Source organism: Stieleria varia, from assembly GCF_038443385.1.
Classification (GTDB): Bacteria; Planctomycetota; Planctomycetia; order Pirellulales; family Pirellulaceae; genus Stieleria; species Stieleria varia.
In genome coordinates this window covers 6,828,321-6,841,699 of record NZ_CP151726.1, presented here as the reverse complement: position 1 = coordinate 6,841,699, position 13,379 = coordinate 6,828,321, and the positions used below count along the sequence as shown (strand labels likewise).

The following is a 13,379-nucleotide window of genomic DNA, read 5'->3' as shown; positions in this document are numbered from 1 at the left end:
TTGCGTCCTACAGTGAGTCCGTAATTACAAACCTCGAACTTCACTAACCGCGTTGGCGTCGATTCTCGGCGCAGGGGCACATAACGAAGCCGTGAACCGGAGCACTCATTCAAGCGGCAACTGAAAACAAAGCCTTCCGTTTGTGCCCGGTTACGGCAGGCGTTCCTCGATTGAATCATGGGACTCGACGCTGTTGAACTCGTAATGGATGTCGAAGACCACTTCGGCATTGCGATCCAAAACACGGAAGCGGAGCATGTTCGCACCGTTGGCGATCTGGTTTCGTTAATTCGATCTCGGATTCAGGCCGCTCACCTTGCGTCGTGCCCGACTTTGAAGTCTTTCCTGCAGCTTCGATCCTGCGTTCGCGAACTCGCAACAAACCAAACCCTTCGCATACGCAGTCGAACACGCGTCGTTGATGTGCTGAATCCAACACAGCGTCGACGCCTTTGGAAGCGTTTGACCGATATTCTGGGCTCTGCTCCGCCATCGCTACGCCGTCATCCAACACTACGAAAGGTGCTCGTCGTCCTCGTTTGTACCGCGATCGTGTTGGCGGTGACCGTTGCCGCCGCAGTTGACATCGAAATACTACCGCTCACACTTGTTCTTGCGGCGGTCGCGACGTTGATACTACATCTCGCTACCGTGCGTTTTCGCACCTATCCGCCAGACACGCTCACGACCTTTGGTGCAGTCGCCAGACGCATGACAGGCATCACTGCGGCGACAAAACAATTGCATCTTGATTCGGATCATGCGATACTCGACGAACTGCGCCCCATTGTCGTGGACACACTTGGTGTAGACGGTTCCGAGGTTGTCCTGACGGCAAGGTTTATCGAAGACCTCGGCATGGGGTGACTGCGGGGAACCATCGCGTGCACCGGAGTCCGCGAGTCGGCCGGTTTTGGAATTGAGAATCTTTCGCACGTACCCGGTGACGCGTGCCGCTCCCCGACTGACAGAGTCATGCCCCCTCGCACGTGCAAAGTCGAATCCGACGCGAAACATACCTTTCTAGCTTCGCGGTCTTGCGTCATTTGCGTGGTCCTATCCGTCCCGATCCTCTTGTTGTTTTCACTTGCGGGATGCTCGCGAACCTCGGAGAGCATCTACACCGTGCAGGAAACGGCCGTCAACTTGGGCAACATCATGTACACGGACGGCGAGGATGGGATGTACGATGTTTGGTACGACGGAATAGAATTGACTAACGGCCATTCAGCCATTCGCATCGCGCTGGATGGCTCGGAGCCGAACTGCGACGAATTGTCTTCGATCTCGGTTGGCGATCGCGTTGAGATCAAGAGTGACCTCTCGTTGCTGCACCCCAATTTGCTTGACGCATACTGGGCAAGCGACGTGGACATTGTGATGATAAAATGAAGCGACAGACCTTGCCACTGGTAAGCGTCGCTTGGCGAATGCGGGGAGCCACGCGATGGACACGGAGCCGCGGAGTCGTGTTTTTTGAAGTGGATGATCGATCGCCGCCGCCCGGTCATCGCAACCGTTGAACTTAATCGGGTCTCTGTTGGTTGAATTCGTGAAGAGTCTGGCAGCGGGTTACTGATCGTCCGTTGGGGCAAGTCAGGAGTACGCATCCTTGCGGGGAAGGAGGCATTGGCATCCTTGCCAACCAACTTCAAGCGTTGATTGTGCTTCTTCTTGCATTCGCACACCGCACCTTCTTTCGCCCGCCGCTTGGGCGCAATCGGTGGCTGCCTGCTGTGACCGACTTCGCGGTCTAGGGCGTCGTGTTGCATGAACGGCGACTTTGCTGTGCTGATGCTGATGGGTTGGGCGATGGTTTTCGGTTGTGTCGGCGGATTCGCCTACGCCTGCGGCTGTGCGTTAAACGAGATTGGTGGTTTGGGCGATGGGGCTCGGTTGTGTCGGCGGATTCGATTGCGCCTGCGGCTGTGCGTTAAACGCAATACCGTTCAATGTTCCAAGTGGGGCAGGTTTGTAACCTGCCGAAGGTGCAGCAGAAACTATGAAAATGCGGGCATTCGTTCCTGGAGCGTCGGCAGGTTGCAAACCTGCCCCACGTGTCTCCTACGAACATTGAACGGTATTGGCGTTAAACGAGGTTGGTGGGTTGGGCGATGGGGTTCGGTTTTGTCGGCGGATTCGATTGCGCCTGCGGCTGTGCGTTAAACGAGATTGGTGGGTTGGGCGATGGTTTTCGGTTGTGTCGGCGGATTCGCCTACGCCTGCGGCTGTGCGTTAAACGAGATTGGTGGTATGGGCGATGGGGTTCGGTTTTGTCGGCGGATTCGATTGCGCCTGCGGCTCGGCGTTAAACGAGGTTGGTGGGTTGGGCGATGGTTTTTGGTTGTGTCGGCGGATTCGATTACGCCTGCGGCTTGGCGTTAAACGAGATTGTGTATGGCGGCGTGACTGCTCGCTGCGCTCGTTGGGGTAGCGTCTCGGAGAGACGCTGCTACGTGGTAGCCGGTCAGTCGATTCACCACCGGCACAAGGCCGGATGGAGTTTGCTCCATCGTTGCCCGAGTGTGCGCACTGCGGCAGCATCGAGCTAAGCTTGGTGTGTGAGACGCCCAAACCGACATGGAAGGAGTTGTTTTGGCGGGAGAGTGAGACGTGTCCGGAGTGGTACGCGGAGCGTCAGCGGGAGTCGCACCGCGAGTTCTGGACGGCACACTACTTTTCGGATGATTACGACTGGTACCTGGAAACGCAGGTAGAAGTCGCAAAGGAAATGGGGCCGGAACCGGCAAAAGCGATCCAGATGTACCTCTTCGGTTTGACACCAGGAGTGTCGTTTGAGATAGAATCTTTTTGAGGCGGATTGGACGCTCCGATCCAAGTCCTGCGGGACGTCAACCTCCGACAAAGCTCAACGCACTATCTATGCATGCACGTCCTGTGCCTGCATAGATCGCAATTCGTTATTCGTTACCCGATTGAAGCGTTTGCATGCGATTCGGCCTTCCCTTCGCGATTGCTGTGCTGACCGCGTCGGCAATTCAAATGTCGCTGATTCGGACACACCCCGTCTGGGCGCTTTCGCTTGCTACATTCCTGATGCTGACGTTCACTCTTGCTCAACGTCTGATGCGGGATACAACTCGTGATGGACGATTGATCTGGATGGGAGCAGCAGTGTCGTTCATTTGGATGATGATCTTTGGCGGAGCGACAATCGCCGTCGGCTACGCATACACTTCGGTGACCGATACGTGGCCCGATCCCGATGAGGTATACATTGACACTCCGACGGCCGTCGTCATTTTCACTGTCATGTACGGTGGTGGCGCTGCTATAGTGGGATTTCTCGCTGGGTGCTTCACAGAACTCGGAGTCTATCTATTCCGACGCTGCTCTGTATTCCCAAACGGCGGGTAACCATCGCGTGCACCGGAGAACGCGAGCCGAGCGTCTTGGCCGTTAGAAACCTTTCCTCGCGTTCCCGGTGACGCGTAACGTTCTGGCATGTAACCTGATGGCCGCAATCATTGAATCGATTCGCGAAGATCTTGAACGGTGCCGAACTGCCAAGCGGCCGCTCAAAGTCTTTGGCGCCGAAGCACATGGCTTCAAGCTAAATCCAGTGGTTCGGAAATCGGTCGTAGTCAAATTTGAAGCAAGGCACGGAATCAAGCTCCCGGAAGACTATCGTCGCTTCATCACTGAGCTTGGAAACGGAGGTGCCGGACCGTATTACGGAGTTTTCAAGTTTCGGGAGATGGATGACTGCCATTCGTTCCAACGCTGGAAGGAAAACGATGGCTTCGTAGGAACACTAAGCAAACCGTTCCCGCACACAAGGGCATGGAATGATGTACCGCCATTTCCCGAAGAACAGGATGATGAATCGCTTTACGATGCTGAAATGGAACGTTTTTACGAGATTTACTGGAACACCGAGAACGTGAACGGCGCAATACCGATTTGCCACCAAGGTTGTGCCTACCGCAACTGGCTGATTGTTACGGGCCCCGAGGCCGGACACATTTGGGAAGACCTACGGACCGATCAAGAGGGACTCAAACCCACACAACTGAAACGCAAGACGCGAGTCACTTTCTTCAAATGGTACAATGACTGGCTACAACAAGCAGTCGCCAAACTTCCCAGAGCGAAGACGGACAGAACCAAGCGGTGAACCGGATCCGCCGAACTCGCGTTTTTTGAGATCATAGTGCCTCGGCGGCGGCCCGGTTGCCGCGGTTGTACTGGCGTCGCAGTGCACGATGGTTCGGTCGCGATGTTGTGATCGACAAAACGCATGCGTCGGATGATGTTGAGTCCGACAGCAGGATGTTGATGATGACAATCTGATCTGTTGCTGATAGGACGGGTGGCGAAACGTGCGTGATCGATTCCATGTTCCAACCATTTGTTGCCATTGGATCGCGTGTGACGGTCCGGCTTCGGCATTCGACTTCGGCCAGATCGTCGACGGGACAAGATCAGGAGCGGAATCCACGACTCGATTTGCACCAAGGTCTCAGCGGACGATACAATCCGGTGTCGATTCCTGCGGATTGGTTCCGCGACGGAAGACGCCAGAATCATGCGATGGTACGGAGCGTCGGTGGTCAGCAATTAGACATGGAAGCCCGGCGCCCGCGCATCGCGGTCGTTCCCCGACAAACCGATCGCAACCTGCCGCTTTAATTGACGTCGCCATGAATGATAAGCGTGAGACGGTTGAACTGCGCGACGAGTATGGCGACTTGCTTCCTCCTTGGCGTGCTTTTCCTAAACTCCCACGATTCAGCATCAGTTGGCGGATGGGAATTCCCGAATCACACCTGACTGACTGGACAAACTGGTACCTCGACCTCCCGGAGGATGAGCGACGTAAATACCGCAGACGCTACCGTGCTCCGTGGCCATTGTGGACTGGATCATATCTAACGCTGTCACGCAGTAGTGCGACGACTGTATTCGGTTTTGTGACGACTGCGATCGTATTCCTAATGCTCGCGGCTGTCCGATTTGCTCTGTTTCCCTGGGTGCGAGGCATCAAGATCGATTGATAGTGATAGAATGCGAGGAACGATCGGATGCACGACGAGTCGCCAAGTCGTGGTTTCTGAAGTGGAGGATCGCTCGCGGCGACCGGGCGTTCCGTGCCGTTACCCGACTGAATTGCTCACAACGACAATCCGTTGCTCCTGCAAATTGCCCCTCTCACTGGACATGCAAAATGGCATCGCGACAAAAACTGACTGTAGCTTTGCTCTCATTCTTCACCGTTTCCACCACAATCGCTCTGTTAGCTGACGATGCAACCAATCAACCCACGAAAGTGAAAGTCGAGGCGTATAAATGCGAACTTCAGTCTGAGAGGAGTGAAGTACTCAAAAGGCGGTTCGAGGTTCTTACGGACAGCCACAGACACGGCGATACGTCACTGGATGCCTTGCTGAACGCCGAGTACGACTTCCTGAACGCACAGCTACAATGCTGTGTGACCCAGTCCGAACGGAGAGAGTTGCTTGGGCGTATCTTCAAGAATCGAAATCGCATTGAGGAATATCGAGCTACCGCCTTTGATCAAGCAACAGGTTCTGAGGCCGACTTGCTTGTTGCTCGTGCGGACACACTACACGCACGAATAGCAATCGCGAGGGAGCTTCCACCGCGTTCGATAGTGATCAAGGATTCGGAGTAACCGTGCCGTGCACGCGAACGCCGGTTTGCGAGGTTTAATCAATCGTCCGTCTTTGGTGACGGCCACCGTTATCATATTCGAGAGCCATGGATCGTGTTACCGTCGAATACGCACTCGAAGTCGCTGCTGAATCTGAAGCGACAATCATCTCACACGGAGGAAGCGTTCTCGCCTCGCTTCCATTTCTCGATAGAGCGGGCATTCGACCTGAATCGGATTTGATAGGCCGATCCTTAGCGTTAAACGCAATTATTGACCTGAACTTCAATGTGCCTGATGTCGTTGTCAGGCGATGGCTCGAACAGCATGGCGTCGCTACATACTTGACCGACCACGAGGTTTCGCTCTTGGATCGCGGACCAGAGCGCATCAACGAGCAAGACAGAAACAATCTTGCGTGGTCACTTGACGCGCTTTGGGCATTGATGTGGGCAGGTAATTTGTTCGAACATCTGGACTTCACTCGGCCGATTCCTGATGAAATGTACGAGATGTGTCCGCATGTTCGTGATGACGATGGCCCCACAAAATTCGCGGACAGAATGGCAATTCGATCATTTGACGAGATTTACCGATCACTCGACCTGCATTATCGATTGCATTGGTATGCCTTTCAGAATCAACTGCGTGACGAGCGTGGAACATTCGACCTGTCGCGATTCATCGAACGTCGAAGGGCGCTTGAGTGGCTACTGTCGCCGGGCTTGACTTGGGGCTCCGTATCGATGAACACTTGAGTTGCGATAACCATGCCGTGCACCAAAAGACGGCTTGCGCGGTTTGTGAAGTGGAAAATCACTGTCCTCGGTGTCGACCACCGTTACCCGACAGTGTCCGCTATGGCAATGCATACCACCGCTCCTTGCCACAGAGAGGTTTGGGTGGGTCATGCTGGACATGACACCATCCGTCTACTGCAACGCGGTCGTGCTGGAGCTCAGCGGGAGTTATCCCGAATCCGGGCGGCCAAGCGTTTGGCGGGGCGTACCGGATTTCGTGATGCACGGCATGACCTACGATTGCTTCTGTGGCCGGCTTCGCGGTCGGGAGAAATGGTAGCGTCGCCTGCGGCTACCGGCTAAGCGGGCACGCCTCAGCGGGATGCTTCGTTGAACGGTATTGGCGCTCAGCAAGAGTAAAGTGACTCCTCGCTTACGCTCGCCTGGTTAGCGTCTCGGAGAGACGCTCCTACGTGGTAGCCGGTCAGTCGATTCGCCCCCTGCACAAACCTCAAGGGCGGATGGAGTCTGTTCAGAAGACGAAGCTCAAGGGCGCAATCTGTAGGGGACGATGTCAGGAGTCCGTTGAGTTGGAACTCATGACTTCGTCCACTACGGGATGCTGTACCGGTCGCGTTCGACACTTGGAGGGTCGTTTGGGATAGAATCTTTTCGGGGCGGATGGGAGGCTCCGATCCAAGTCCTGCGGGCCAAGTCAATCTGGCCTGCCAAGCTCTGACAAAGTTGAACGCACGATGGATGCATGCACGTCCTGTGCCTCCATTGATCGCATTTCGTCCGGCCACACATGAGAGATTCAAGAATTGGCAACGTTGAACGTCGACATTCCGCGATTCTATTGCTTGCTTCGGAAGGAGTTTCTTTATGACGGCACGGCCCACCATGGCGAGTTTGTTAAAGTGTGCGTCTTCGGCGCAGCATCCGTTTACGGTCGAGCATTAGGATTTCATGTCCTGACGGAAAACGGTGCCGTCATCTGGCGACTGCCTATCCACTCGCTCTGCCATCGAGAGGATGCGCCCGCACGGCCGTTGGATTGGCTTCAGTTCTGGGATTGCTTTTCATACGAAGTGTCGTGCATCGCGTTTGATCGACTTGCAAATAGCCGTGTCCGAATTCGCTTCCGCGATGGTTCGTCCGAAGGCGGGCAATACATGTTTACGCTGGACTGGTTCGGCAATGAGGATTCTGAGGAGGCTGGTGATGGCGGACACAAGTGTGCGCACGTGATTGCACTGGATGACGGAAATTTTGCGGCTCAACCGAACAACCGGATTCAGTGGTTTTGTCCAGCCTTCGTCACCCCATGGAAGGAAAAGCCTGATTATCTGACCAATACGAGCGTCTGGAAGGTCGAACGCGAAACCGAAACATCGAACGGTTTTTTCTATGACGATGTCGATCGTGCCGCCTGCCCCAGTCAAGTGCGACTGTATGCCAAGGGGCTCCGTGTCGAACAATCACATGTCCGAGATCCGGCGACTAGGGCAAATTCGCCTGCATCGGTCACCCAAGTCGATAAGACACCGAATGACTGATCTATCGCACCATTTCGGGCTATAAACTGAAAGCGATGTCCGGCTCCCTTGAAAGTGTTCCCCTGAGAATCAAGTCATGAATCCGATCACAGTCGCGGCCATACAGTTCAACCATCGTCCTGGGGCAAAGCACTTCAACTTGGGACGCGTCCAAGCATTGTCAGCCGAGGCGGCCGAACGCGGCGTTCAATTGGCGGCTTTTCCAGAGATGTGCTTGACGGGTTACTGGCACGTTCGCCATTTGGATGAAGAACAGGTCAGGGAGCTTGCTGAACCGATTGAAGGTGGGTTCCTGACGGGAGCCTTGTTGGAGATCGCGCGTAAGAACGACATGACCATCGGCGCCGGGCTGATCGAGTCCGCCGCCGATGGACGGCTTTACAACAGCTACGTCGTTGCGATGCCCGATGGTCGTCACGCCGTCCATCGCAAGCTGCATTGCTTCATCAGCCCTCACATGTCTTCGGGGGATACGTACACCGTGTTCGATATTCCTCAGGGTGCCCGGGTCGGCGTGCTGATTTGCTATGACAACAATATCGGCGAAAACGTCCGCATGAACGCCTTGATGGGGGCGGAGGTTCTACTGGCGCCTCACCAAACCGGCGGATGCAATTCTCCGAGCCCCCGATGCATGGGCGTGATCGAACCGAGATTGTGGGAGCAAAGGGACGAAAATCCTGAGGCAATCGAAGCGGAGTTTCGTGGCCCCAAAGGGCGGGAGTGGTTGATGCGATGGCTGCCGGCTCGAGCCCACGATAACGGATTATTCCTGGTTTTCAGCAACGGAGTCGGAATCGACGATAACGAAGTCCGTACGGGTAACTCAATGGTACTCGATCCGTACGGTGCGACGCTCGCGGAGACTTGGAAAGCCCGAGACGAGATTGTCGTTGCCCATCTCGACCCAAGCCTGCAAGCATCCAGCACCGGTCGACGATGGCTGCAATCCCGTCGGCCTGAACTGTATGAGATGTTGACAAAGCCCACTGGAATCGAACGCGACACCCGCATCGTCCGATTCGAAAAGGTCGAGGCTGAAACAGCATCCCGCGGCAAGGCAACCTAACGCACACAAAAGCCCAGTGTTTGTGGCGTGCTGGCCTGAAACGAATCAGGTGTGAGGGAAGGGCAATAGAATGGTTGGCCAATGAATGTCGATGCAACGGGTGCTCAACCAGCATTCCAAAGCGTGGGAAACCGAACACGAATCGCTGCGTAAGATCCCTGGCCAATTCTGCCGTCGTGTACTGCGACGAAACCTCTTGGAGCATCAACCCCGTCTGTGCTGTCCTCAGTGAGCACGTCACTGCAGTCCTCGACAGGGTCCACTTCAGCAGAAGATTTCGGGTAGAAGATTTTGAAGAAAGCGATTTTGTGGTGCAGTCTCTGCTGACAATCTTTTACCAAATCTCAAAGGGGATTTTGGGGGCAGGTCCGTTTGCCGCAATGACGGGTAGGGCTGTCGTCGGGGGCAGGCCGACCCTGGCGAGTCTTGCGTTTGATCCAGATTCCATCTTTCCCGTGGCACGAGGCCGAAAGGGAGCCAAGAGACTCGTGGTGCTTTGCTGGAGGACTTCCTAAAGTCTCTACTGGGGACCGTCATTGCGGATGAAGTATGGGCCACCCAATGCGCCATCCTCGTGCGTATGAACCAACGTCCATTCGTATGACTCTGGAAACACGGCGAACTCGAGTTCGTTGTACGCTGAAAGGTCAATGATTGGCCCGATGTATCGGTTTGCGGTACATGGTCTGCTGTTGTCAGAGATCGGGAATGCAGTCACTCGCGCCGATAGAAAGAGCAAGATCAATTGGTCATCGGTCGTGCACATCCATTTGTCGATCGCTTTGAGTCCCACCGTTTCTCGTAGACGGCTTGATCGCACTGCGAATACTGACGTCCAGCGTTTTGCGATCGCGAATGATTCTTTGCGTGAAAGCTCCAGCAGCGTGACGCCATTGTCCATCAGATAACTTCGAAAGTCGTCAAGTTGTTTCATGGCAGATCTCATCCTACAGCGCGAGTGGCAGAACCGACGTTTCCCCTCTCTCCGAGGAATTTGCACTAGCCCGGAGATTGCATGGGTTATGAAAAACAATCAATCATCCGCATGAATCATCCGGGCTAGCGCACTCCGGCTGATGCAATATCCGGGCTAGCCGTGAGTGGTTGCATCGTCTGGATGGTAGACCGACACCCAGGGCACGGTGCTTTGAATCCGACCAGCGGCCAGTGGAGGGGGGCGAGCATGTCCTCGGCGACGAGTCGCAATGCAGTCGGCGCCAGCGGGATCAGCCAGCTTCCGTATTCTTGCTCTTTCTTGCTTGGCCTCAAGCACAAAAAAACCTCGTCGCAATTTGTGCAACGAGGTTTGTGGGGAGCGACGCGGACGGGACTCGAACCCGCAACCTCCGGATCGACAGTCCGGGGCTCTAACCAATTGAGCTACCGCGCCTGGATCGACGACACTGAAGTCGTTTCACCTGACGTGAGTGGCAGATTATATCGACAGAAGATCCGCCTGCAAGTCCGTTGAAGTCTTTGCTTCCTCCCGATCGGCAATTTTGTTTCGCCGGTTGAATCTTTTGTGCGGATTAGTCGTTTCGCAGGCTCGGGAGCGGCCAGTTCAGGGGGCGAAGAGTACGAATTTGGCTCTTTTCTGTAAGCCAAGACCTAACTTTCCTTGGAAAAATTCCGTTCGACCAGCCCGTCTGCTCGGTCGGGCACCCCCGACGGCGATCGCTTTTCCGGGGGCAGGTAGAAAAACTCTGTTGAGTCAATGAAACGAGGAAATTCGCCATGATCAGTACGACGACCAATGCGATGATTTTGGCCAACTCGGTGACGATGTGGCTGTACGAGGTGGGACGTGAAATGACGTCGTACTTCAACAAAATGAGCACCACCCACTGGGCGGTGATTGCCTCAGCCGCTGTGGTTTTTGGGTTCCTGTGCCTTAAAGGCTCCAACATCAACCGTTAAGGGGCGAATGATCAACTACTCCGAACCCAACGGGCATGCAGTTGCGTACAGTACTACTGAATCGTCCAGTCTTAGAACGTGGGTTCGGTAGATGAGCCGTTTTGGCGTTAGCCACGGTTTTCGTGACACAACCGTGGCTAACGCCAAAACGGCTAACCCCAAAATCAAGACCGGATGATGCACTAGCACGGGTTATGAAAAGCAATCTGCATTTCCCAGCGGTGACGTAACTCATTGTCGAGAATCTGCTTGCGCTAAAATCAATCATCCGCATGAATAATTCGGGCTAGGTCAACGCACCCAAAAACGGTCGAATTCGGGATGGTTTGAGTCGTTGCCCCACAAATACACCTTGGGCGATACGCCAGTTTTTCCTATCTTTCTCATGCGTTCGAGTCGCCCTCACCGAGGATTTATCCATGCCGCTATTTGAAATCGAAACCGATTCCCACATCATCATCACTTGGGCGGAGAACGACGATGCGGCGCGCGAATTGGTAGCCGATGCATTTCCAACAGATACCGTCGCCCGGCTGACCAAGCGTCCTCGGGACACTTGGGTGATCAGCAAAGGTGCATTGGGCTTGACCAACCGAACATTCGACCCCTGCCACATCGCTCGGGACTGTTTGAGCCGATCGGCGGGAGACAAGGTCAATGCGATCCGGTTGTACCGAATGGAGACCGGCAGCGATCTGGAACAGGCTCGAAAAGTGATCGAGTCCAACATGGTGATGGGCTGGTAGCAGGCTGCCGGAGTTTTGGGGCTGGCGTTGGGTGGAAGTGATGGCGAATCCCAGTGCGGGGCATGGGGAATTCTGGCGAATCCAATTACGGAGCATTTCCTGCTGGATGCTGGCGTCCCGTGACGATTGCGACACGGACATCACACACGTTGGTTCCAGTCGGGCCGGACTTCAACAACCCGCCACATTGCTGAAAGAAGTGGTAGGCATCGTTTCGGCTTAGCGAGCTTTCGACGTCCAAGTCGAGTTGTTGCGCCTTTTGATGAACGGAGCCGGTCAGCACCGCGCCGGCTGCATCCGTCGGACCGTCTTCTCCGTCAGTTCCTCCTGATACCAAGCTGATGCGAGACCACTCTTCGTCGCTCAGGTTCGCTTGGAGCAGTCGTTGATAGGCAGCCAATACGAGTTGTTGGTTGCGTCCGCCCAGTCCGCGTAGGTCCGGCGGCGCGAGAGAAACCGTCGGTTCACCACCCCAGACGAGACACGTTGCAACGGACTGATCCAAGCGTGTCAAAATCCACTGGGCGATCTGGATCCCGATCGTTTCGGCGCACCCCTCACAAGTCTGAGCCGACTTGGATTCCGTTTCAAACATCAGTTCTCTGGCAAGTTCAGCCGATGCATTCACTGCGGTCTCATTGTTTCCGATCACAACCGGTGGAGTGAAATCTTGCAAGCGGTTCTGAGTTTCGTCATTGGTAGATGCGACCGCACGCTCCAGCACTCGATAGACGTTTGCGGGCAGCGAACGTTGTGGATCAAAATGTTGCAAAATGTTCATCGCGTCGCTTGGCAACGACGTATCGGGAACCGTTGGTCCCGATGCGATCAGATCGAGCGGATCACCCAGCACGTCGGACAGCACGAGCGTCACAAGTGGTCCGTTGCAGGCGGCCAATAGCCCGCCGCCTTTGACCTCGCTGAGATGCTTGCGCACGGTATTTAGCTGTACGATGTCAGCACCGCTCTCGCTGAGCCGCCGGATGACTTGCAGCTTGTCTTGCAATGTGATGCCATCCGCGGGCAGTGTCAGCAGTGCACTGCCACCTCCCGAAATCAACGCGACGCAGAGATCGGAAGCATCGGCTTGTTGGGTCAACCGAATGATCTCGAGTGTACCCTGGACCGCAGCAGCCGTTGGTTCGTTCAAGCCCATGGGGCGCGCCGGGAACACGCGGATGCCGCTCAAGTATTCTGCCGAGTCGGTTTTTCCAATTGAGCGTTCTGGTTTGTCTTGAGGAACATTGACCCAACCGCAAGTCGGGATCTGTCCCTGGACCGCGTCAACGAAGCCCTGGGTCATTGCCGCCGTTGCTTTGCCGCCGCCCACGACGATGACACGTTTGATTTGTTCGCGTGAGAATTCGTGGCCCGCGATGTTGATGGAGGACGGGTCAATTTGACACGCATTCATTACTTGTGTTCGCGGATTCACGGCCAGAACGCCAGTGTTCCAAATCCGAATCGCAGGGTGAACGTCCGACGATGGATATTGATCTGGCTGAGTAGCGTCCATCGAGTTGGTCTGGCAGGAGGTTTTCGAGCAAGAGGTTGTCATTTAGAAGAACGCCGACGCGTTTCATCCGTTGGACATCCTAACACGAAATCCTAGTGCTGGATGATTCACCACGCTGCAAACGCACTCCGGCTGATGGAAGATCCGGGATGACATGATTCGCAACGAGAGAATCCCAATTGTCAGCGACGTCGAAG

General features: G+C 55.0%; 14 protein-coding genes and 1 tRNA gene. 11 read left to right on the top strand and 4 right to left on the bottom strand.

Features of this window, described 5'->3' with window-relative positions; genetic code table 11:
- Positions 1-177 precede the first annotated feature (177 nt).
- The 5 genes from Pla52nx_RS22855 to Pla52nx_RS22835 all read left to right on the top strand — a co-directional run bounded on the left by Pla52nx_RS22855 (position 178) and on the right by Pla52nx_RS22835 (position 4,138).
- Positions 178-867 (top strand): acyl carrier protein, encoded by a 690-nt coding sequence (locus Pla52nx_RS22855; RefSeq protein WP_146517941.1) that lies wholly within the window; start codon positions 178-180, stop codon positions 865-867.
- A gap of 108 nt (positions 868-975) precedes the next feature.
- A complete protein-coding gene (locus Pla52nx_RS22850) occupies positions 976-1,392 on the top strand; it encodes a hypothetical protein (RefSeq protein WP_231741613.1) in 417 nt (138 codons plus the stop codon).
- 1,105 nt (positions 1,393-2,497) lie between these two features.
- Positions 2,498-2,815, top strand: a complete 318-nt coding sequence (locus Pla52nx_RS22845) for a hypothetical protein (RefSeq protein WP_146517943.1) — start codon at positions 2,498-2,500, stop codon at positions 2,813-2,815.
- A 134-nt stretch (positions 2,816-2,949) separates the two neighbouring features.
- Entirely contained in the window at positions 2,950-3,378 is a 429-nt protein-coding gene (locus Pla52nx_RS22840) for a hypothetical protein (protein ID WP_146517944.1), read from the top strand.
- 97 nt (positions 3,379-3,475) lie between these two features.
- Positions 3,476-4,138, top strand: coding sequence for an SMI1/KNR4 family protein (locus Pla52nx_RS22835; protein WP_146517945.1), 663 nt, complete (start codon positions 3,476-3,478; stop codon positions 4,136-4,138).
- Between the two features lie 31 nt (positions 4,139-4,169).
- Here Pla52nx_RS22835 and Pla52nx_RS22830 read toward each other — a convergent pair whose 3' ends face one another.
- Positions 4,170-4,382 (bottom strand): hypothetical protein, encoded by a 213-nt coding sequence (locus Pla52nx_RS22830; protein ID WP_146517946.1) that lies wholly within the window; start codon positions 4,380-4,382, stop codon positions 4,170-4,172.
- Between the two features lie 806 nt (positions 4,383-5,188).
- On the opposite strand from Pla52nx_RS22830, the gene Pla52nx_RS22825 reads away from it, so the two are divergent.
- The 4 genes from Pla52nx_RS22825 to Pla52nx_RS22810 all read left to right on the top strand — a co-directional run bounded on the left by Pla52nx_RS22825 (position 5,189) and on the right by Pla52nx_RS22810 (position 9,003).
- A complete protein-coding gene (locus tag Pla52nx_RS22825) occupies positions 5,189-5,656 on the top strand; it encodes a hypothetical protein (protein ID WP_146517948.1) in 468 nt (155 codons plus the stop codon).
- Between the two features lie 86 nt (positions 5,657-5,742).
- Positions 5,743-6,393, top strand: a complete 651-nt coding sequence (locus tag Pla52nx_RS22820; protein ID WP_146517949.1) for a DUF4272 domain-containing protein — start codon at positions 5,743-5,745, stop codon at positions 6,391-6,393.
- 806 nt (positions 6,394-7,199) lie between these two features.
- Positions 7,200-7,934 carry a hypothetical protein gene (locus tag Pla52nx_RS22815; RefSeq protein ID WP_146517950.1) on the top strand — a complete coding sequence of 245 codons (735 nt, stop codon included), beginning with the start codon at positions 7,200-7,202 and terminating at the stop codon, positions 7,932-7,934.
- 76 nt (positions 7,935-8,010) lie between these two features.
- Positions 8,011-9,003, top strand: coding sequence for a nitrilase family protein (locus Pla52nx_RS22810; RefSeq protein ID WP_146517951.1), 993 nt, complete (start codon positions 8,011-8,013; stop codon positions 9,001-9,003).
- A 520-nt stretch (positions 9,004-9,523) separates the two neighbouring features.
- Here the strand turns inward: Pla52nx_RS22810 and Pla52nx_RS22805 are convergent.
- On the bottom strand, positions 9,524-9,937 hold the full coding sequence (locus tag Pla52nx_RS22805; RefSeq protein WP_146517952.1) for a hypothetical protein: 414 nt from the start codon (positions 9,935-9,937) through the stop codon (positions 9,524-9,526).
- 382 nt (positions 9,938-10,319) lie between these two features.
- A tRNA-Asp gene (locus tag Pla52nx_RS22800) sits at positions 10,320-10,393 on the bottom strand.
- A 344-nt stretch (positions 10,394-10,737) separates the two neighbouring features.
- On the opposite strand from Pla52nx_RS22800, the gene Pla52nx_RS22795 reads away from it, so the two are divergent.
- Positions 10,738-10,920, top strand: coding sequence for a hypothetical protein (locus Pla52nx_RS22795; RefSeq protein ID WP_146517953.1), 183 nt, complete (start codon positions 10,738-10,740; stop codon positions 10,918-10,920).
- A gap of 419 nt (positions 10,921-11,339) precedes the next feature.
- Positions 11,340-11,666, top strand: coding sequence for a DUF6793 family protein (locus tag Pla52nx_RS22790; protein ID WP_146517954.1), 327 nt, complete (start codon positions 11,340-11,342; stop codon positions 11,664-11,666).
- An 85-nt stretch (positions 11,667-11,751) separates the two neighbouring features.
- Here Pla52nx_RS22790 and Pla52nx_RS22785 read toward each other — a convergent pair whose 3' ends face one another.
- Positions 11,752-13,182 (bottom strand): glycerate kinase type-2 family protein, encoded by a 1,431-nt coding sequence (locus Pla52nx_RS22785; RefSeq protein ID WP_146517955.1) that lies wholly within the window; start codon positions 13,180-13,182, stop codon positions 11,752-11,754.
- Positions 13,183-13,379 lie beyond the last annotated feature (197 nt).